12 protein-coding genes and 1 pseudogene are annotated in these 20,980 nt (G+C 72.1%); 2 read left to right on the top strand and 11 right to left on the bottom strand.

All coding sequences use genetic code 11. From position 1 onward, the window contains the following. Positions 1-105 precede the first annotated feature (105 nt). From ABVB68_RS14310 to ABVB68_RS14265, 10 genes are all read right to left on the bottom strand, one after another. Positions 106-1,809, bottom strand: a complete 1,704-nt coding sequence (locus ABVB68_RS14310; RefSeq protein ID WP_353601351.1) for a proline--tRNA ligase — start codon at positions 1,807-1,809, stop codon at positions 106-108. Positions 1,810-1,934: 125 nt separating this feature from the next. Then, positions 1,935-2,465: a GNAT family N-acetyltransferase gene (locus tag ABVB68_RS14305; protein ID WP_353601350.1), complete on the bottom strand. Its 531-nt coding sequence runs from the start codon at positions 2,463-2,465 to the stop codon at positions 1,935-1,937. Between the two features lie 20 nt (positions 2,466-2,485). Then, positions 2,486-3,334 (bottom strand): GNAT family N-acetyltransferase, encoded by an 849-nt coding sequence (locus tag ABVB68_RS14300; protein WP_353601349.1) that lies wholly within the window; start codon positions 3,332-3,334, stop codon positions 2,486-2,488. Between the two features lie 172 nt (positions 3,335-3,506). Then, positions 3,507-4,664, bottom strand: a complete 1,158-nt coding sequence (ispG, locus tag ABVB68_RS14295) for a flavodoxin-dependent (E)-4-hydroxy-3-methylbut-2-enyl-diphosphate synthase (RefSeq protein WP_353601348.1) — start codon at positions 4,662-4,664, stop codon at positions 3,507-3,509. 169 nt (positions 4,665-4,833) lie between these two features. Next, positions 4,834-6,138, bottom strand: a complete 1,305-nt coding sequence (locus tag ABVB68_RS14290; RefSeq protein ID WP_353601347.1) for a M50 family metallopeptidase — start codon at positions 6,136-6,138, stop codon at positions 4,834-4,836. Beyond that, entirely contained in the window at positions 6,135-7,406 is a 1,272-nt protein-coding gene (gene dxr / locus ABVB68_RS14285) for a 1-deoxy-D-xylulose-5-phosphate reductoisomerase (protein ID WP_353601346.1), read from the bottom strand. The genes ABVB68_RS14290 and dxr overlap by 4 nt, the downstream gene beginning before the upstream one ends. Before the next feature lie 508 nt (positions 7,407-7,914). After that, complete coding sequence (locus ABVB68_RS14280) at positions 7,915-9,852, bottom strand: acyl-CoA dehydrogenase family protein (RefSeq protein WP_353601345.1); 1,938 nt, start codon at positions 9,850-9,852, stop codon at positions 7,915-7,917. 202 nt (positions 9,853-10,054) lie between these two features. Continuing rightward, the gene (locus ABVB68_RS14275) at positions 10,055-11,500 is read right to left on the bottom strand and encodes an aldehyde dehydrogenase family protein (RefSeq protein ID WP_353601344.1); all 1,446 of its coding nucleotides are present in this window, start codon (positions 11,498-11,500) and stop codon (positions 10,055-10,057) included. Positions 11,501-11,648: 148 nt separating this feature from the next. After that, entirely contained in the window at positions 11,649-13,493 is a 1,845-nt protein-coding gene (locus tag ABVB68_RS14270) for a PucR family transcriptional regulator ligand-binding domain-containing protein (RefSeq protein ID WP_353601343.1), read from the bottom strand. Positions 13,494-13,958: 465 nt separating this feature from the next. Beyond that, a complete protein-coding gene (locus tag ABVB68_RS14265) occupies positions 13,959-16,424 on the bottom strand; it encodes an ATP/GTP-binding protein (RefSeq protein ID WP_353601342.1) in 2,466 nt (821 codons plus the stop codon). Between the two features lie 324 nt (positions 16,425-16,748). On the opposite strand from ABVB68_RS14265, the gene gabT reads away from it, so the two are divergent. Then, the gene (gabT, locus tag ABVB68_RS14260; RefSeq protein ID WP_353601341.1) at positions 16,749-18,083 is read left to right on the top strand and encodes a 4-aminobutyrate--2-oxoglutarate transaminase; all 1,335 of its coding nucleotides are present in this window, start codon (positions 16,749-16,751) and stop codon (positions 18,081-18,083) included. 654 nt (positions 18,084-18,737) lie between these two features. After that, a pseudogene (locus ABVB68_RS14255) lies at positions 18,738-18,989 on the top strand (phosphatase PAP2 family protein); the annotation flags it as partial. A gap of 82 nt (positions 18,990-19,071) precedes the next feature. Here ABVB68_RS14255 and ABVB68_RS14250 read toward each other — a convergent pair. Further along, positions 19,072-20,898 carry a chitinase gene (locus ABVB68_RS14250; protein WP_353601340.1) on the bottom strand — a complete coding sequence of 609 codons (1,827 nt, stop codon included), beginning with the start codon at positions 20,896-20,898 and terminating at the stop codon, positions 19,072-19,074. Between the last annotated feature and the right edge of the window lie 82 nt (positions 20,899-20,980).

Here is a 20,980-nt window from a genome sequence, read left to right as displayed (position 1 = left end):
GGATGCCGGGCCGGGCCGGCCGCGTGTCCGGCAGAGCGCCGTGCCCGCGGGAGCGTGGCGACGCCCTCGGCGGTGTGTGCCGAGGGCGTCGTCAGGCGGTGGGGCTCAGGCCGACAGCCGGGCGATCGCTTCCTCGACCGTCAGTTCCTCGCGCTCACCGGTCCTGCGGTCCTTCAGCTCCAGCACGCCCTCGCCGGAGCGGCGGCCGGCCACCAGGATCTGCGGTACGCCGATCAGCTCGGCGTCGGTGAACTTCACGCCCGGGGAGACCCCGGCCCGGTCGTCCACCAGGACCCGGACGCCCGCGGCGGCGAGCTTCCCGGCGACGTCCAGGGCCAGCTCGGTCTGCAGCGCCTTGCCGGCGGCGACGACGTGCACGTCGGCCGGGGCGACCTCCTTGGACCACACCAGGCCCTTGTCGTCGGCGGTCTGCTCGGCCAGCGCGGCGACGGCGCGGGAGACGCCGATGCCGTACGAGCCCATGGTGACGCGGACCGGCTTGCCGTTCTGTCCGAGGACGTCGAGCTTGAGGGCGTCGGTGTACTTGCGGCCCAGCTGGAAGATGTGGCCGATCTCGATGGCACGGTCCAGCTTCAGGCCGGTGCCGCACTTGGGGCAGGGGTCGCCGTCCTGGACGACCACGACGTCCACGTACGCGTCGACCTCGAAGTCGCGGCCGGCCACGACGTTCCTGGCGTGCGTGTGCTCCTTGTTGGCGCCGGTGATCCAGGAGGTGCCGGGGGCCACCCGCGGGTCGGCGATGTACGTGACCTTCTCGCCCAGGCCCTGCGGGCCGACGTAGCCGCGGACCAGGTCGGGGCGGCCGACGAAGTCCTCGGCGGTGACCAGTTCGACGGCGGCCGGCGCGAAGTGCGCCTCCACCTTGCCCAGGTCCACCTCGCGGTCGCCGGGCACGCCGACCGCGACGATCTCGCCGTCCACCTTGACCAGCAGGTTCTTCAGCGTGGCGGAGGCCGGGACGCCGAGGGAGGCGGCGAGGGTCTCGATGGTCGGGGTGTCGGGGGTGGGGATCTCCTCGAGCGCGGGCACGGCCGAGCCGTCGACCGGCTTGAGCTCGTAGGTGATCGCCTCGGTGTTGGCGGCGAAGTCGCAGTTCGGGCAGTCCGCGAAGGTGTCCTCGCCGGCCTCGGCCGGGGCCAGGAACTCCTCCGACTTCGAGCCGCCCATGGCGCCGGCGGTGGCCGCGCAGATGCGGTAGTCGAGGCCGAGGCGCTCGAAGATCCGCTGGTAGGCCTGGCGGTGCAGGGCGTAGGACTTCGCGAGGCCCTCGTCGTCCAGGTCGAAGGAGTAGGAGTCCTTCATCAGGAACTCGCGGCCGCGCAGGATGCCGGCGCGCGGGCGGGCCTCGTCGCGGAACTTGGTCTGGATCTGGTAGAGGGTCACGGGCAGGTCCTTGTAGGACGTGCACTGGTCCTTGACCAGGAGGGTGAAGATCTCCTCGTGGGTGGGGCCGAGGAGGTAGTCGCCGCCCTTGCGGTCCTTCAGCCGGAACAGCTCCTGGCCGTACTCGTCCCAGCGGCCGGTCGCCTCGTAGGGTTCGCGCGGCAGCAGGGCGGGGAGGGACACCTCCTGGGCGCCGATGCCGTCCATCTCCTCGCGGACGATGCGCTCCACGTTGGCGAGGACCTTCTTGCCGAGGGGCAGCCAGGACCAGATGCCGGCGGCGGTGCGGCGGACGTAGCCGGCGCGGACGAGGAGCTTGTGGCTGAGGACCTCGGCGTCGGCCGGGTCGTCGCGCAGCGTCTTCGCCATCAACTGGGACATGCGCTGGACCGGTGCGTTCGCCATGGTTCTCGTACTCCTGCCGGATGGGGGTCCCCCGCTCGGCCGGGGCCGGGAACGAGGGAGGGTGTTGGCACAGGAGGTTAGCCGGGCCTGCTGCGCCGGTGGAAATCGGATATGGGCGACCGGCCCTACTTGCGGCGCAGCGGCAGGGGGGCGCCCATCACGGCGTACGGCCTGGATGCGCTCGGGAAGTGGACCTGGCGGGCGAGGTCGACGTAGCCGAGGGAGTGGTAGAGGCCGCGGGCCGGGCTGTCGGTGTCGATCGCGGAGAGGATCGAGCGGGGCTCGGCGGCGGTGTCGGTGATGGCGGTGATCAGCCCCCGGCCGATGCCGCGGTTCTGGTGGCCGGGGTGGACGTGCAGTTCGGTGATGACGAAGGAGTCGTCGAGCCAGCGGTCGTTGTCCTGGGCCCGCAGGTAGGGCTCCACGACGGTGGACCACCAGTGGGTGCGCGAGTTGGGCATGCCGTAGACGAAGCCCACGAGGTGGTCGCCGACGGTCGCGCCGAGGGCCCTCGCGCCCTGGTACTGCATGTGGCGCTGGACGATCTGCCGGCGCACGGCGACCTCGTCGGGGCCGAGCCCGAAGGCCACGGCTTGGACGGCGAGGGCCTCGTCGACGTGGGCTACGAGGTCCAGGGGGCCGATCACGAGGTCCATGCCGGGAGCGTACAGGGGCTTCAGAAGAGCACACTCATGAAGGCGCCCACCTCTTGGAAGCCCACCCTGCGGTACGTCCTGCGCGCCGCCGTGTTGAAGTCGTTCACGTACAGGCTGGCCACCGGGGCCACGTCCATGAGGGCGTAGCGCAGGACCGCCGCCATGCCGGGGGCCGCGAGGCCGGTGCCCCGGTACTCGGGGGCCACCCAGACGCCCTGGATCTGGCAGGCCTGGGAGGTCGCCGCGCCGATCTCGGCCTTGAAGGCGACCTTGCCGTGCTCGTCGAGGCGGGCGAAGGAGCGGCCGGCGCCGACGAGTTCGGCGACCCGGGCCTGGTACAGCAGGCCGCCGTCGCCGGCCATCGGGGAGACGCCGACCTCCTCGGTGAACATCGCCACGCACGCCGGCATGATCGTCTCCAACTCGTCCTTGCGGACGCGGCGGACGTAGGGGTCCGGGACGATGTCGGCGGGCATGCGGTCGGTGACCATGAGCGGCTGCCGGCAGCGGACCTCGCGGGCCGGGCCCCAGTGGGGTTCGAGCAGGCGCCACAGCTGGGCGGTGGACTCGGCGGGGCCGACGACGGAGGAGCAGCGGCGGCCGGCCCGGCGGGCGCGGTCGGCGAAGGCGCGGACGGCGCGCGGAGTGGCGCAGATCGGGACCAGGTTGGCGCCCGCGTAGCACAGGGACGTGAGCATGCCGTCCTCGTACCAGCCCCACATCTCGCCGCCCAGGCGCCACGGGTCGAGGCCGGCGATCTGGACCCGGGAGGTCACGAAGGCGTTGGCCACCGGGTCTCGGTCGAGGACGGCGAGCGCGGCGTCCAGGTCGCTCGGTTCGAGGACCCGGGAGGTGGTCTGGGTCAGCACGGGCGGGGCCTCACGGTGGGGTTTGCCTGATCCCCGCACTGTACCTGCCGAGATTCCACCGCGCCGCCCCGTGGTCCCGCACGGTAGGGGCCCTGGCCGCGGCCGTCCGGCCACGCCGTGGTCCGGAGGGCGGACGGCCGGGCGGACGGGGCGCCGTTCGGTGTCCGCGCGGTCAGTCGGTCACCGACACGGACGGCTCGCCGGAGGTGACGCCCTCGGCCTCCATCTGCTCGGCGAGCTTCATGGCCTCCTCGATGAGGGTCTCCACGATCTTGGACTCGGGGACGGTCTTGATGACCTCTCCCTTGACGAAGATCTGGCCCTTGCCGTTGCCGGAGGCGACCCCGAGGTCGGCCTCGCGGGCCTCGCCCGGGCCGTTCACCACGCAGCCCATGACGGCGACGCGCAGCGGGACCTCCATGCCCGTGAGGCCGGCGGTGACCTCCTCGGCGAGCTTGTAGACGTCGACCTGGGCGCGGCCGCAGGACGGGCAGGAGACGATCTCCAGGCCACGCTGCTTGAGGTTCAGCGACTCCAGGATCTGGAGGCCGACCTTGACCTCCTCGGCGGGCGGCGCCGACAGGGAGACGCGGATGGTGTCGCCGATGCCCTGGGAGAGCAGCGCGCCGAAGGCGACCGCCGACTTGATCGTGCCCTGGAAGGCCGGGCCCGCCTCGGTGACGCCGAGGTGCAGCGGGTAGTCGCACTGGGCGGCGAGCTGGCGGTAGGCCTCGATCATCACGACCGGGTCGTTGTGCTTGACGGAGATCTTGATGTCGCGGAAGTCGTGCTCCTCGAAGAGGGAGGCCTCCCACAGGGCGCTCTCGACCAGCGCCTCGGGGGTCGCCTTGCCGTACTTCTGCAGCAGGCGGCGGTCCAGGGAGCCGGCGTTGACCCCGATGCGGATCGGGGTGCCGTGGTCCTTGGCGGCCTGGGCGATCTCCTTGACCTTGTCGTCGAACTGCTTGATGTTGCCCGGGTTGACCCGGACCGCGGCGCAGCCGGCCTCGATGGCCGCGAAGACGTACTTGGGCTGGAAGTGGATGTCCGCGATGACCGGGATCTGCGACTTGCGGGCGATGGTCGCGAGAGCGTCGGCGTCGTCCTGGGTGGGGCAGGCCACCCGGACGATCTGGCAGCCCGAGGCGGTCAGCTCGGCGATCTGCTGCAGGGTGGCGCCGATGTCGGACGTACGGGTCGTGGTCATCGACTGGACCGAGACGGGCGCGTCTCCACCGACCGCCACGGTTCCGACCTGGATCTGCCGGCTCTTCCGGCGCTCGGCGAGCTTGGTCGGAACGGACGGCATGCCGAGAGAAAACGCAGTCATCTGCTGTGCAACCCCAAGTCGTCTATCAAGGTCCGGTCCCGTGGACGGCGGCTCCAGGCTTCGAGATTACGTCACCGGCCCCGGCGCGGGCACATCCCACCCGGCAAACCCACCCGATGGAAGGCGGCCGGGAACCACGGGGTCCCCGGCCGCACCGGACATCGCGTGGCTAGGAGATCTTCACCGGGTTCACGACGTCCGCGATGAGCACCAGGACGGTGAAGCAGACGAAGATCCCGGCCACCACGTAGGCCACCGGCATCAGCTTGGCCACGTCGAACGGACCGGGGTCCGGGCGGCGCAGCACCCGGGCGAGGTTGCGCCGCAGGGACTCCCACAGGGCGCCCGCGATGTGCCCGCCGTCGAGCGGGAGCAGCGGGAGCATGTTGAACAGGAACAGTGAGAGGTTGAAGCCGGCGAGCAGCATCACGAACCCGGCCACCTGCTGGGAGGCGGGGATGTCCAGGGTGGCGATCTCGCCGGTGATGCGGGCCGCGCCGACGATGCCCATCGGCGAGTCCGGTTCGCGCGGGCCGTCGCCGAAGGCGGCGTCCCACAGGGCGGGGATCTTGCCGGGCAGGGCGGCGAGCGAGTCGACGGCGTCGCCGACCCGGTCGGTCATCCAGGTCACGGAGTCGCCGAAGTCCAGCTTCACCACGCCGGTGGCGGAGCTGAAGCCGAGGAAGCCGGCCTCGACGAACTTGCCCTGGACGTAGGCGCCGCTGGAGTCCTTCTTGGCGACCTGGTTGGTGGCGATCTTCGCGTGCAGGGTCAGCTGCCTGCCGTCGCGGTCCACGACGATCGGCACGGTCTTGCCGGCGCTGTCGCGGATCAGGTCAGAGAGGGTGTTCCAGTCCTTCGTGGCCTTTCCGTCGAAGGAGACGATTCTGTCGCGCTGCCGCATGCCGGCGGCCTGGGCCGGGGAGGCCGGGTCGGACTTCTTGCAGCTGTCGCGGTGCTCGCTCTGGTCGATGACGCAGGGCGAGACGGAGGCGACGGTGGTGGTCTGCTGCTGGATGCCGAAGCCCATGAGCGAGACGAAGAACAGGCCGATCGCGAGGACCAGGTTCATGAAGGGGCCCGCGAACATGACGATGACCCGCTTCCACGGCTTGCGCGTGTAGAACATGCGCGTCTCGTCACCCGGCTTGAGCTCCTCGAAGGCCGCCGAGCGGGCGTCCTCGATCATGCCGCGCCACGGGGAGGTGGAGCGGGCGGAGATCCGGCCGGCGTCGTCGGGCGGGAACATGCCGATCATGCGGATGTAGCCGCCGAGCGGGATGGCCTTGATGCCGTACTCGGTGTCGCCCTTGTTCCGCGACCAGATGGTGGGGCCGAAGCCGACCATGTACTGCGGGACGCGGATGCCGAAGAGCTTGGCCGTGGACAGGTGTCCCAGCTCGTGCCACGCGATCGAGACGAGCAGGCCCACCGCGAAGACCACTATGCCGAGGATGAACATCAGGGTCGTCATGCACGCGCCTCCGCGGTCGCCGTCGTGGCTGTGAGTTCGCGGGCCCGGGCTCGTGCCCAGGCCTCCGCTTCGAGGACGTCCGACACCGTGAGCGAAGTTCCCGCGAGCGGGGTGCCGTGCTCCTCGACCACCCGGGTCACGGTCTCCATGATCCCGTTGAAGGGCAGCGCGCCGCCCAGGAAGGCCTCGACGCACTCCTCGTTGGCCGCATTGAACACCGCCGGAGCCGTCCCCGCGAGCTGCCCCACGTGCCGGGCCAGGTCCACCGAGGGGAAGGCCTCGTCGTCCAGGGGGAAGAACTGCCAGGTGGAGGCCTTGCTCCAGTCGAAGGCGGGCGCCGCGTCCGGGACCCGTTCGGGCCAGCCCAGACCGATGGCGATCGGCCCGCGCATGTCGGGGGGCGTCGCCTGGGCGATCGTGGAACCGTCGGTGAACTCGACCATCGAGTGGACATACGACTGCGGATGCACGACCACCTCAATGCGGTCGAAGGGAATGTCGTAGAGGAGGTGGGCCTCGATGACTTCCAGTCCCTTGTTGACCAGGGTCGCCGAGTTGATCGTGATCACCGGGCCCATCGCCCAGGTGGGGTGGGCGAGGGCGTCCTGGACGGTGACGTCCGCCAGTTCCGCCTTGGTCCGGCCGCGGAAGGGGCCGCCGGAGGCGGTGACGACCAGCTTGCGCACGTCGGCGCGGGTGCCGCAGGCCAGGGCCTGGAAGAGGGCGGCGTGCTCGGAGTCGACCGGGATGATCTGCCCCGGCCGGGCGAGCGCCTTGACCAGCGGGCCGCCGACGATCAGCGACTCCTTGTTGGCCAGCGCGAGGGTGCGGCCGGCCCGCAGGGCGGCCAGGGTGGGCGCCAGGCCGATGGACCCGGTGATGCCGTTGAGCACGGTGTGGCAGTCCGAGGCGGCGACCTGGGCGGCCGCGTCGGGTCCGGCGAGGATCTCCGGCAGCGGCTCCCCCGCGCCGTACTCGCCGGCGAGCGCCTCGCGCAGGGCGGGTACGGCGTCCTCGCGGGCGACCGCGACGGTCCGCACCCGCAGCCGGCGCGCCTGCTCGGCGAGCAGGGCGATCCGGCCGCCGTTCGCGGACAGGGCGGTGACCCGGAAGCGGTCGGGGTTGCGCAGCACGAGGTCGATGGCCTGGGTGCCGATGGATCCGGTGGAACCGAGGATCACCACGTCCTTGGGTCCGGCCCCGGGCAGGGGGTCGTAGACGAGGTGCGGGTCGGCGAGGGGCGCCGGACGGGCGGGACTGTCGGTCATCCCCCCATTGTTGCCGCAAGCGACGGCCGCCAGGACAGCGCGTCCCCCGGGCGGGTGGATCGACCGCTCTCATCGGCGGACGCGACGGCCCGTCCGTGGTGGAAGACCGGTGGGGATCGTGAGGTTCCGGCGGATTCGTACCGGTGCCGCGCGGGGAGCCGCGGGGAGCCGCGCGTACGGGCGCCGTGGGCCCGGGAACAGCGGGGAGCCGCGCGTACGGGGGCCGCGGGTCCGGGGAGCCGCGGGGAGCCGCGCGTACGGGGGCCGCGGGTCCGGGGAGCCGCGGGGAGCCGCGCGTACGGGCACCGCGAGGAGCCGTACGTACTGACACGGCGAGGAACCACACATACGGGCACCGTGAGGAGCCGCACGTACGGAGCCGCACGTACGGGGAACAGCGGGGAGCCGCACGTACGGGCACCACGAGGAGCCGCACGTACGGGGAACAGCGCCGGCCGGGCCTCTTCGTGACCGGCCGGCCGGCGCGGGATGGGGGCGGGCCGCGTTGCTAGCCGCCGTAGGGGCGGCGGGCGTTCTCCCGGGCGGAGGGGCCGGGGGTGGCGTCGGCGATCCACACGCCGTCGCCGGACGGATCGATGACGCCCTCCTCCAGCCACTCGTACGCGCCGCCGAGGACCCCCTTGACCACCTTGCGGTCGAGGTCGTCGGTGTTGGTCCACAGGCGGCCGAAGAGTTCCTCGACGCGGATGCGGGCCTGGCGGCAGAAGGCGTCGGCGAGCTGGTAGGCCTCGCGGCCGTGCCGGCCCTCACCGCGCATCCGCTCGGCGCGGACGCAGGCCGCGCTCATGGCGAACAGTTCGGCGCCGATGTCCACGATCCGGCCGAGGAAGCCCTGCTTGGTCTCCATCCGGCCCTGCCAGCGCGACATCGCGTAGAAGGTGGACCGGGCGAGTTTGCGGGCGGTGCGCTCGACATAGCGCAGATGGCCGGAGAGGTCGACGTCGTGCTTGAACTCGCCGTACGCGGTGGGCAGCTGGCCGGGGCCCGCGACGAGTTTCGGCAGCCACTTGGCGTAGAAGACGCCCGCGCTCGCGCCGGCCCGCGCCTTGTCCGACAGGGACTTGTCGGGGTCGATGAGGTCGCCGGCGACCGACAGGTGGGCGTCGACCGCCTCGCGGGCGATGAGGAGGTGCATGATCTCCGTCGAGCCCTCGAAGATGCGGTTGATCCGCAGGTCGCGCAGGATCTGCTCGGCCGGGACCCCGCGCTCGCCCCTCGCCCGCAGCGACTCGGCGGTCTCGTAGCCGCGTCCGCCGCGGATCTGGACCAGTTCGTCGGCCATCAGCCAGGCCATCTCGGAGCCGTAGAGCTTGGCGAGGGCGGCCTCGATGCGGATGTCGTTGCGGTCCTCGTCGGCCATCTGCGAGGACAGGTCGAGGACGGCCTCCAGGGCGAAGGTGGTGGCCGCGATGAAGCTGATCTTGGAGCCGACGGCCTCGTGCAGCGCGACCGGCTTGCCCCACTGCTCCCGCTCGGCCGCCCACTCACGGGCGATCTTCAGGCACCACTTGCCGGCGCCGGCGCACATCGCGGGCAGCGAGAGCCGGCCGGTGTTGAGGGTGGTGAGCGCGATCTTCAGTCCGGCGCCCTCGGGTCCGATGCGGTTGGCGGCGGGCACCCGGACCCGGTGGAAGCGGGTGACGCCGTTCTCGATGCCGCGCAGGCCCATGAAGGCGTTGCGGTTCTCGACGGTGACGCCCTCGGCTGTGGCCTCCACCACGAACGCGGTGATGCCGCCCCTGCGGCCCTCGGACTTCGGCACCCGCGCCATGACCACGAGCAGGTCGGCGACCACGCCGTTGGTGGTCCACAGCTTCACCCCGTCGAGGATGTAGTCCTCGCCGTCGGGTACGGCCGTGGTGGCGAGGCGGGCCGGGTCGGAGCCGACGTCCGGCTCGGTGAGCAGGAAGGCGGAGATGTCGGTGCGGGCGCAGCGGGGCAGGAAGGCGTCCTTCTGCTCCTGGGTGCCGAACATCTTCAGCGGCTGCGGCACGCCGATCGACTGGTGGGCCGAGAGCAGCGCGCCGACGGCCGGGCTCACGGAGCCGACCAGGGCCAGCGCCTTGTTGTAGTAGAGCTGGGTGAGGCCGAGACCGCCGTACTTGGGGTCGATCTTCATGCCGAGGGCGCCGAGTTCCTTGAGGCCGGCGACGACCTCGTCGGGGATGCGGGCCTCGCGCTCGATGCGGGCGGAGTCGATGGCCGTCTCGCAGAAGACGCGCAGCCTGGCCAGGAACTCCTCGCCGCGCCGGACGGACTCCTCGTCGGGCAGCGGATGGGGGTGGATGAGGTCGAGCCGGAAGCGCCCGAGGAACAGCTCCTTGGCGAAGCTGGGCTTGTGCCAGTCCTGCTGCCGGGCGGCCTCCGCCACCTGACGGGCCTCGCGCTCGGTGACATTGGTGCGTGGGGTGGTGGTGGCGGACATTGAGGCTCACCTCGCCGCGAAGAGGGATGATTGCGGACCGTTCCTTACCGACCAGTGCTACTGGATCGTTGGTACCTGAAACGGGCCGACCCCACCACCCCTCGCGGTCCGATCGGGTCGAATACGGCTCCCGGAGAGCGCAACGGCCGCAGCCCCCGCACAGTGGGCTGCGGCCGTTCCGTTCCGACCTGTCGGTGGCAGGTCAGAGCGCGAGACCGGTGAGGACCAGCACGCGCTCGTAGGTGTAGTCCTCCATCGCGAACCGCACGCCCTCGCGGCCCACGCCGGACTGCTTGGCGCCGCCGTACGGCATCTGGTCGGCACGGTAGGACGGGACGTCGCCGATCACCACGCCACCGACCTCCAGGGCGCGGTGGGCACGGAAGGCGACCTGCAGGTCGTGGGTGAACACGCCTGCCTGGAGGCCGTACTTGGAGCTGTTGACCGCGGCGAACGCCTCGGCCTCGCCGTCCACCTTCTGCACGGTGAGGACGGGCCCGAAGACCTCCTCGCGGGCGAGGGTGGCGTCCGCCGGTACGCCGGTGAGGACGGTCGGCGCGTAGGAGGCGCCGTCGCGGTCACCACCGGTGAGGAGCGTCGCGCCGGCCTCGACGGCCTCCTTGACCCAGGACTCGACGCGCTTGGCGGCGTCCTCGCTGACCAGCGGGCCGACGTCGGTCTTGGCGTCGGACGGGTCACCGGTGACCTGGGCCTCGACGGCGGCGACGATGCGCGGCAGCAGGCGGTCGTGGACGGCGGCGTCGACGATCACGCGCTGCACGGAGATGCAGGACTGGCCGCCCTGGTAGTTGGAGAAGGTCGCGATGCGGGTCGCGGCCCAGTCCAGGTCCGCGTCGCTCGCGTAGTCGCCGAGCACGACGGCCGCGCCGTTGCCGCCCAGCTCCAGCGTGCAGTGCTTGCGCGGCACCGAGTCCATGATCGCGTAACCGACCGTCTCGGAACCGGTGAAGGAGATCACCGGCAGGCGCTCGTCCTGGACGAGGGCCGGCATGCGGTCGTTGGCGACCGGGAGGATCGACCAGGAGCCGGCCGGCAGCTCGGTCTCGGCGAGCAGGTCACCGATGATCAGCCCGGAGAGCGGGGTGGCCGGGGCCGGCTTCAGGATGATCGGCACACCGGCGGCTATCGCCGGGGCCACCTTGTGGGCGCACAGGTTCAGCGGGAAGTTGAACGGCGCGATGCCGAGGACGACGCCCTTCGGGAAGCGGCGGGTGAGCGCGAGCCGGCCCTGGCCGCCGCCGTCGGTGTCGAGGCGCTGCGCCTCGCCGCCGTTGAACCGGCGGGCCTCCTCGGCGGCGAACCGGAACACGGAGACGGCACGGCCGACCTCGCCCCGGGCCCACTTGATCGGCTTGCCGTTCTCGGCGGAGATCAGCTGGGCGATCTCCTCGGTGCGCTCCACCAGCCGCTTGCTGACGTGGTCGAGGGCGGCGGCGCGCACGTGCGCCGGGGTGGCGGCGAACTCGTCCAGCACGGCGTGGGCGGCGGCCACGGCCTCCTCGACCTGGGCGTCGGTCGGCACGCTGACCTTACCGACGACGCGGCCGTCCCACGGGGAGGTGACGTCGAAGGTGTCCTCGCCGGTGACCTGGCGGCCGGCGAGCCAGAAGGCGTGGGTGGAAGTCATGTCCCGGCCTTTCCGCGTTGGAGGGAGTTCTTGGCTTTCGGGGTCCACCGTAGGCCGCGGTCGACCGACGGTCGTTTGTCCGAGCCGTAGCAGTCGGGACGCGAGGTACGCCGGAATGGCGGAGTCTGCCGGTGGGTGCCGGTGGCGGTCAGTCGGGGGACGTCGCCTTGAGGGCGAGCCAGAGTTCCATCCGGACGTCCGGGTCGTCCAGCGAACGGCCCAGGATCTCCTCGACCCGCCGCATCCGGTACCGCAGCGTGTGCCGGTGCACACCGAGGTCCGCCGCGGCCGCGTCCCACTGCCCGTGCCGCGACAGCCACGCCCGCAGCGACGCGACCAGGTCCCCCCGGCCCGTCGCATCGTGCTCGTGCAGCGCCCGCAGCAGCCCGTCCGCGAACGCCTTCACCGCGTCGTCGGCCAGCAACGGCAGCACGGACCCGGCGGCCAGCTGCTCGTGCTCCACGAGCACCCGCCCCCGGCGCCGGGCCACCGACAGCGCCTGCTCGGCCTGCTTGTAGGCCGCCGCGGCGGCGATCGGGCCCGTCGGCGCGGAGAGGCCCACGACCAGCTCGTACTCGTCCCCCGGGGTCACCGCCGGCTGGTCGGAGACCGTCCGCGACGCCTCCAGCGCGCCCGCGTACCGCACGCAGGCGGCCGCCGCCGCGCCTCCGTCCGCGGCGAGCACCACCAGCCGCTCGCCCTCCGGCACGACCAGCACGGCCTCCCCGGAGCGGGCGGCGGCGGACTCGACGATCTCGGCGAGCCCGCCCAGCGGCTCACCACCGGTGCCGGCGGCGGCGGCACTCGGCCTGGAGACGGCCCCCGGCTTGGCGGCGGGGCCCGGCTTGGCGGCGTCCGCGGCCTTCTCGGGGGCGCCGGGCTTGGCGGGGGTGCCCGGCTTGGCGCCGTCCCCTGGCTTCGAGGAGGTCCCCGGCTTGGCGGCGTCCCCTGGCCTCGAGGAGGTCCCCGGCTTGGCGACAGCGCCCGGCTTGGCGGCGGCCGTGGGTACGCGCGCGTGGCCGTCGGCGTGCGCCCGGGCGGCCGGCCCGGACACCGACTCGGCGACGATCATCCGGAACGGCGCGTCCAGCAGGGCCCCGTACAGGTCCCCGGCGACGGCGCGGGCATGGTCGGGCTCCCCAGCGAGCAGCATGCGCAGCACCGCCGTACCGATCCGCTGCTCGGCGGCGTACAGGGAGCGGGAGCGTTCGGTGGTCAGGGTGAGCAGGGCGATGGCGGAGTGGACGGCGTAGCGCTCGGCGGTGCCGAGAGCGGCGGCCGTGCCCACGGCGAGCGCGGCCCGCGGCCGCCGTCCCGTGCCCAGGGAGTGCAGTTCGACCCGGTCCTCGTGCTCGGGTCCGCCGACCACCGAGGAGGCGGGAGCGGCACGATCGCGCAGGCGTTCGACGTCGGCGGTGAGCCGGGCGGCCCGCCGGCCGGCCCACTCCGGTGCGGCGGCGACGACGGCACCCGAGGCGTCGTAGAGGGCGGCCCAGCCGTCGACCTGGACGGCGAGTGCGGCGAGCAGGCCCTCGGGGCCGGAGTTCAGGGCCTGTTTGGTCAGCTCGCGCTGGGCGGCGAAGCCTGCCGTGACGGCACGGTACTGGTCGGCGGCGATCGCCGCGGAGACGGCCTTGCTGATGGCGAGGAAGGGGGTGCGGCGGGGGACCTCCAGCAGCGGCAGCCCCTCGTCCCGGGCGGCCTCGACGAGGGCCTCGGGGATCGCCTCGTAGTTGACGCCGACGGCGAAACCGAGTCCGACGACGCCCGCGCCGACCAGCCGCCGTACGTACCGGCGCATGGCTTCCGGATTCTCCGCGTCCAGCTTGAGCGCGGTGATCAGCAGCAGCTCGCCGCCCTCCATGTAGGGAACGGGGTCGGCCAGCTCGCTGACGTGCGCCCAGCGGACGGGCACGTCGAGACGGTCCTCGCCCGCGCGCACGGTCAGCTTGAGCGCGGAGTGGTGGACGAGCGAGGAGAGCGTCGGGGGCATGGGGCCTTCACGGTGAGGTGATGAGGGGGTGCGGGCGGGGCCCGGCGTGGGCGGGGCCGATCCGTGGCGAGGAGGGTTCAGGGTGGGAGGGGGTCCGGGCGGGGCCGGTCCGTGGCGGGTGGCGTCCAGGGCGGGGGGCCGGTCCGTGGCGAGGAGGGCTCAGGGTGGGAGGGGGGCCGGGCGGGGCCGGTCCATGGCGGGTGGCGTCCAGGGCGGGCGGGGGTCCGGGGCGGGGTCCGGGGCGCGCGGTGATCTTTTGGCCGTCGCGTATGAACGGCCTACGCCGATTCTGCCTCACCGTACGATCCCACGCTGGCCCCTCACCCCGGCGGCCCCGAGCAACTCCAGCAGCTCCGCCTCCGCCCAGGTCCCCCCACCCCCGCACGCCGGCCCTCACCCCGCGTCTCAGCCGTCCCTCACCCCGCGTCCCAGCCGGCCCTGGCCCTCACGGCTCCGCGCCGGCCCTCACCCCCGCAGATCCACCAGCAACGGCGGCGCGTGCTCCCCGCGCACGGTCGTCAGCGACAACACCGCATGCCCCGGCGGCACCCCATGAGCCAACTCGGAAGCCGACCACCGCTCCCGCTCCACCTGCCGCACGGTGACCGCCTCTGTCGTCACGGCTTTTCCGGTGACCAGCTTGCGCAGGGCATGGATCGCGCGTGTCATCGGCTGGTCCGCGAACACCGTGTGCCGGGCCACGTCCTGGGTCTCCACCCACTGTGTGCCCCAGGCCTCGGCGAACCGGCTGCCGTCCCACGTGGTGACCCCCGAGAACGCCATTCGGCAGCCGACAGCCGCGTACAGCGGCCCGTGCAGCGCGTCGGGGATGTCACCGACTGTGCGCAGCGCCAACATCACCCCCGCGTTGTGGGAGCGCAGACGTTGGATGCGCCGCACGGACTCGGTCGTCACCGCCCCCGTGGCGTCGTCGAGAACGAGGCATGCGAAGTGGGTCCGTCCGCTCGCCATCGCGACGGCGCCGAACTGCGCGAGGATCAGCCGGGTGACGAGTCGGGACGCCTCTTCGTGTCCGCGGTCGGGCAGATCGATGCGAACGCGAAGCGGGTGGTGGGCGACGGCCCGCAACGAGAACGGCTGGGCTCCCCGCTCCGCGCCGAAGAACTCGGCGAACGCCGGCCGGTCCAGCACGGCGAGTCGGTCGGCCAGAACCGGGCCGGGATCGCCCACGCTGCTCGCCTGCCTGGACCGCGCATCGAGTTCGCGACGCATCATGGTGTGCTCATCGGCCGCGAGCGCCACCCGAAGCGCGCCCAGGGCCGAGGGCTCCCCTTCCAGAAGCTCCCTCAGCACCGGGAGTGACGGGAAGCGTCCGTACGCCGCCCGGTAGGGACCGAGGAGCTGGGCGAGCGCCGTGACGGCCCGCTGCCCGCTCACCGTGTCCAGGTCGCCGACCAGCCCTTCCGCCAGGAAGGCGGCCGCCTCGTCCGGGTCGGCGGAGTCGGCGTACGGGTCGAGGTCGTACACGGAGGCCGGGTCCCCGAGGCGCACGACGACGTCGTAGGCGGAGTCGGAGCCGAGCGGGGTGCCGGCGGCGCAGACGGCGACTACGGCGCACTGTCCTGCGAGGGCCTGCAAGCCGAGCGACTCGGTGACGGGTCGAACCAGGTGGCGCGTCTTGCCAGAGCCCGAAGGGCCTACGGCCAGCAGCGAGGTGCCCAGGGTGTCGGGTCCGAGGGCCGCTCCCGCCCCGCCGTACGCGAGCGGGGTGCGCTCCCCCGCGGCCCACTGCCCGACGCGCACCTGCCCGGTCAGCAGATCGTGCCGGGAGGTCCGACCCGGGAGGTCGCGCATACCGGAAGGGTGGGTCCACGCAGCGGCACCCTCGCGCAGCACCGTCTCGGTGAAGGACGCCAGCCGCGCCCCCGCACGGGCCATGGTCCAGATGTGACCGACCCGGGCGCAGTCCACGTCGTTCATCCGGCCGGCGTTCACCTCGGCGACGAGCACGTCGGCGGCCTGGTGCTGACCTGCTTCCCGCAGTTCGGGCCACTGGGACGGCCGCCGGTCGACGGCCGGTTGACCGGTCTGATCGGCGTTCGCTCGTTCGCGCGCGGCGAGCGCCTCCTTCGCATACGGCCACCACCCGCCGATACGGGCGAACGGCCACAGCACGAGCACGGTGATGAGCGCGTACAACCCGTCCGTGAGCGGTTCCGACGCGAACACCGCGTAGTCGCCGGTGATCAGAACGATGAGGGAGAACAACGGATCCTGCACCGGCAGGGCGTTCCAGCCCAGGCCGAAGGCGCCCGGGAACACGAAAGCCAGCGAGATGAGCGCGCCCAGGGCGGCGATCAGGGCACGGGCGGGTTGCGTACGGCGGGTGACAACGTGCCGGATGATGTCGGACCAGCTGCCCAGACGGGCCATGGCATAGACGAGGAGAGCGAAGAACACACCGTCGGCGACCGTGATGGCCTCACCGCCCTGCGATCCCTTGGGACTCGTAGTGCCGGCCCACCACCAGTCGTCCGGAGTGAGCAGCTTCAGGACGGCCCACTGATAGGGGATGCTCCCGTGCCGCCACAGCGACCAGAGCAGGAGCCCCACCACCAGAGGGACGAAGAAGCCGATGACGGTGACCGGGGCCAGGCGCTGTCCCGGACGAGCGATCTTGGGCAGGCGATAGCCGTAACGCCAGATGCCGGGCTCGACGGCCGGGCGCGGCTCGTCGAGCCAGTCGGCGACCGGGGAGCGGGGATGTGGGGTCTGCGGGGCGTGTGAGGGGTGTGCGGGCGGGGTCACCATCACGTCGGGTGCCCGCGTCGGCCGGGGTGGCAGGGCGGAACCGTGGCGCGGCGCTGTCGGCCCGTCCGTGGAGGCCGCGGGCACGTCCGTCGGCTCCGTCGGTCGCGGTACCGGGTTCGTGTGCGTGGCTCGGGTGTCGCGTGTGCCGTCGCTGTCCATCCGCCTTGCCCCCTGACCAGCCGTTCCGTCCACCATCAGCGAGCAATCTAACGCCCCGGCAAGGGGAGTTCACCGCTTACGTGGCCGAGAGGGGCCGCCGACCCGGCGTATGGCGGTCACCCCGCCGTGTCCACGCCGGCGTACGGCGGTCACCCTGCTATGTCCACGGCGGACAATGGAAGCCGTCGACAACGCCCACATGGAGCATGCCCACCCCGGGCACCCGGACCTAGCCTGCGAAGAAAGATAGGTATGCGTCCGAAAACCCACCGCCCGGAACAGCCCCGGGACCGCCCGGTACGCAAGATCATCAGGGAGCCCCTCATGACCGCACTTCCGCAGGAGCGCCGCGTCGTCACCGCCATACCCGGCCCGAAGTCGCAGGAGCTGCAGGCCCGCCGTACCGCCGTGGTCGCCCAGGGCGTGGGCTCCGTACTGCCCGTGTTCACCACGCGCGCGGGCGGCGGCATCATCGAGGACGTCGACGGCAACCGGCTCATCGACTTCGGCTCCGGTATCGCCGTGACGAGCGTCGGCGCCTCCGCCGAGGCCGTCGTGCGCCGGGCCTCCGCCCAGCTCGCCGACTTCACCCACACCTGTTTCATGGTCACCCCGTACGAGGGCTACGTGGAGGTCGCGGAGGCGCTGGCCGAGCTGACCCCGGGCGACCACGCCAAGAAGTCCGCGCTGTTCAACTCCGGCGCCGAGGCCGTCGAGAACGCCGTCAAGATCGCGCGTGCGTACACCAAGCGGCAGGCCGTGGTCGTGTTCGACCACGGCTACCACGGGCGCACCAACCTCACCATGGCGCTGACGGCGAAGAACATGCCGTACAAGCACGGCTTCGGGCCGTTCGCCCCCGAGGTGTACCGCGTGCCGGTCGCCTACGGCTACCGCTGGCCGACCGGCGCCGAGAACGCCGGCCCCGAGGCCGCCGCGCAGGCCATCGACCAGATCACCAAGCAGGTCGGCGCGGACAACGTCGCCGCGATCATCATCGAGCCGGTCCTCGGCGAGGGCGGCTTCATCGAGCCGGCCAAGGGCTTCCTGCCGGCCATCGTGAAGTTCGCCAACGACAACGGCATCGTCTTCGTCGCCGACGAGATCCAGTCCGGGTTCTGCCGGACCGGTCAGTGGTTCGCCTGCGAGGACGAGGGCATCGTGCCCGACCTGATCACCACCGCCAAGGGCATCGCCGGCGGTCTGCCGCTGGCCGCCGTGACCGGCCGCGCCGAGATCATGGACGCCGCGCACGCCGGCGGCCTGGGCGGTACCTACGGCGGCAACCCCGTCGCCTGCGCGGGTGCGCTCGGCGCCATCGAGACGATGCGGGAGCTGGACCTCAACGCCAAGGCCAAGCGCATCGAGGAGGTCATGAAGGGCCGCCTCACCGCGATGGCCGAGAAGTTCGACGTCATCGGCGACGTCCGCGGCCGTGGCGCGATGATCGCCGTCGAGCTGGTCAAGGACCGCGCGACCAAGGAGCCGAACCCGGAGGCCACCGCCGCGGTCGCCAAGGCCTGCCACGCCGAGGGCCTGCTGGTCCTCACCTGTGGCACCTACGGCAACGTGCTGCGCTTCCTGCCCCCGCTGGTCATCGGCGAGGACCTGCTCAACGAGGGTCTGGACATCATCGAGCAGGCCTTCTCGCGCATCTGAGCGAGTGGTCCGCACCTCTGACGGGGGCCTGCGGCAGGCCGTGTGAAGAAGGTGTGCGGGGTGGATGACGGGACGCGTTTCCGTCTGCCCAAGCGCCTCGGGCTGCCGTAGGTTCTCTCCAGATGAGAGATACACCCCGCCCGCAGGGAACTGAGGGCGGTCTCAGGCCGAGGCCTCCCCAGCTTCGACCTGGTCGTGCCCTCGCGCACACAGCCGGCGCCTGACGCCGGGATCTCCTCACCGATCGGACGGTCGCCGCCCCAAACCCCCCGGGGCGCGCGACGTTCCGGTCCGGACGGCCGCCCCGGAACCACCCCCCCTGTTCCGGGGCGGCCGACCTCCTTCTCCCGGGTGTCTGCCAAGCTGGGCGTCGTGTCGCCCCCAGCCCGTCGCGCTTCGCTCATCGGCGTCCCGGCCGTCCTCTTCGCCCTGATCACCTGGCAGGTCGTCGCCCACGGTCCGCTGCTGCGCCTGGACGCCCGGCTCAGCCACTCCCTGGTCCACCCGGACCGGTTCTCCGAACTGCTCTCCGACCTGGGCAACATCACGGTCGCCGTCCCCGTGCTCGCCTCCGCCCTCGGGTACGCGGCCTGGCGGGGGCGGGGCACGGGTCTGGACCGGTGGTGGCTGCCGCCGCTCGCCGCTGCCGTGCCGATGGCGCTGGTCCCGGCGGTCGTCGTACCGCTGAAGGTGTGGACCGCGCGGCCGGGGACCCCCGTGGTGCCCCCGGCCGTCGGCTATTTTCCCTCAGGACATACGGCGACGGCGACCATCGCGTACGGTTCCGCGACCTTGCTCCTGCTGCCCTGGCTCCGCTCGCCCGTCACCCGCCGGATCCTGGTTACCGGCTGTGCGGCCCTGGTCCTCGGGGTGTCATACGGCCTGGTCCGCCGTGGCTGGCACTGGCCGCTGGACGTGGTGGCCGCCTGGTGCCTGGGCACGGTGCTGCTGACCGTCCTCGCCCTGGCGCTGGGCCGGATCGCCGCTCTCAGCCGAAGTAGGCGTCGAAGCTCTTCTGGAACTCCCAGTTCGAGTAGCGGTCCCAGTTCACCGACCAGGTCATCAGACCGCGCAGGGCGGGCCAGGTCCCGTGGGTCGCGTACGAGCCGCAGTTCGTCCTCTTCGTCAGGCAGTCCAGGGTCTTGGTGACCTCGGACGGGGAGACGTAGCCGTTGCCCGCGTTCGTCGACGCCGGCATGCCGATGGCCACCTGGTCGGGGCGCAGTGGCGGGAAGACGTTGTTCTGGTCGCCCGCGACCGGGAAGCCGGTGAGGAGCATGTCGGTCATGGCGATGTGGAAGTCGGCGCCGCCCATGGAGTGGTACTGGTTGTCCAGACCCATGACGGGGCCCGAGTTGTAGTCCTGGACGTGCAGCAGGGTGAGGTCGTCGCGCAGGGCGTGGATGACCGGGAGGTAGGCCCCGCAGCGCGGGTCCTGGCCGCCCCACTTCCCGGTGCCGTAGTACTGGTAGCCGTTCTGCACGAAGAAGGTCTCCGGCGCCATGGTGAGCACGAACGCGGAGCCGTACTTGGCCTTCAGGGTCTTCAGGGCCGAGATCAGGTTCACGACGACGGGTGTCGTGGGGTTCCTGAAGTCCGTGTCGTCGGCGTTCAGCGACAGCGAGTGGCCCTCGAAGTCGACGTCGAGGCCGTCGAGGCCGTAGGTGTCGATGATGCGCGAGACCGAGGAGACGAAGGTGTCGCGGGCCGCGGTCGTGGTGAGCTGGACCTGGCCGTTCTGGCCGCCGATGGAGATCAGCACCTTCTTGCCGGCCGCCTGCTTGGCCTTGACCGCGGCCTTGAAGTCGGCGTCGCTCTCGACGTTCGGGCACTCGGTGACGGGGCAGCGGTTGAAGCGGATGTCGCCTGAGGTGGTGGAGGTGGGTTCGCCGAAGGCGAGGTCGATGACGTCCCAGCTGTCGGGCACGTCGGCGAGACGGGTGTAGCCGGAGCCGTTGGCGAAGCTCGAGTGCAGGTAGCCGACGAGGGCGTGGGCGGGCAGGCCGGTGGAGCCGCCCCCGTTTCCGGCGCCGGTCGTCGCGGTCACGACCGCCGACCTCGCCGACTCGCCGGCGTCGTTGCTCGCGGAGACCTGGAAGCCGTACGCCGTCGAGGCCGCGAGGCCGGTGACGGTCGCCGAGGTGCCGGTCACGGTCTGGACCTTGGCCCCGTCGCGGTAGACGGCGTAACCCGTGGCGCCGGTGACCGCCGACCAGGACAGGGTCACCGAGGAGGAGGTCACGGCGGTGGTGCGCAGGCCGGCCGGCGCGGCGGGCGGCTGCCCGGCGCCGCCGTCGCCCGGGCCGACGAGGGAGATGTCGTCGGCCTGGTAGGGGCCGGTGCCGTACCAGCCGTGGGTGTGGATGGTGACCTTGGTGGTCGTGGCGCCGGTGCGGAAGGTGGTGCCGAGCTTCTGCCAGTCGGGGGCGGACTGGGTCCACGCGGAGACGTCCGTGGTGCCGGTGCCGCTCGCGCCGAGGTAGACGTAGGAGCCGCGGACGTAGCCGGACAGGGTGTACTGGGAGTCGGGCCGGACGGTCACCGTCTGGGTGCACTGGGCGTTGTCGCTGCCGGCCGGGGTCGCCTGCAGTGCGGAACCCCCGCTGTGGACAGGTGAGTTCACCGTGGTGCCGGCCGTGCAGGTCCAGCCGGAGAGGCCGGACTCGAAGCCGCCGTTGCGGATCATGTCCGCGTCGGCCGCACGGGCGGCCGACGAGAGTGCGGTGACGCCGGACACGGCCAGCAGCGCGGCCGTCAGCAGGGCGGATACGGATCTGGGGCGTCGTGCGCCGTGAGCGCGCGGGGCGCGTTCCACAAGGACCTCCGGGGACAGGGGAGTTGGAGGGGGCGGAGCGCACTCAACTTGGTCCAGACCAATCTCGTTGTCAAGGTGTCCC

Origin of the sequence: Streptomyces sp. NPDC096012, assembly GCF_040426375.1 — a bacterium.
GTDB lineage: Bacteria > Actinomycetota > Actinomycetes > Streptomycetales > Streptomycetaceae > Streptomyces.
Note: the sequence above shows the minus strand (reverse complement) of the source record. Positions and strands in the feature narration are given on the sequence as shown.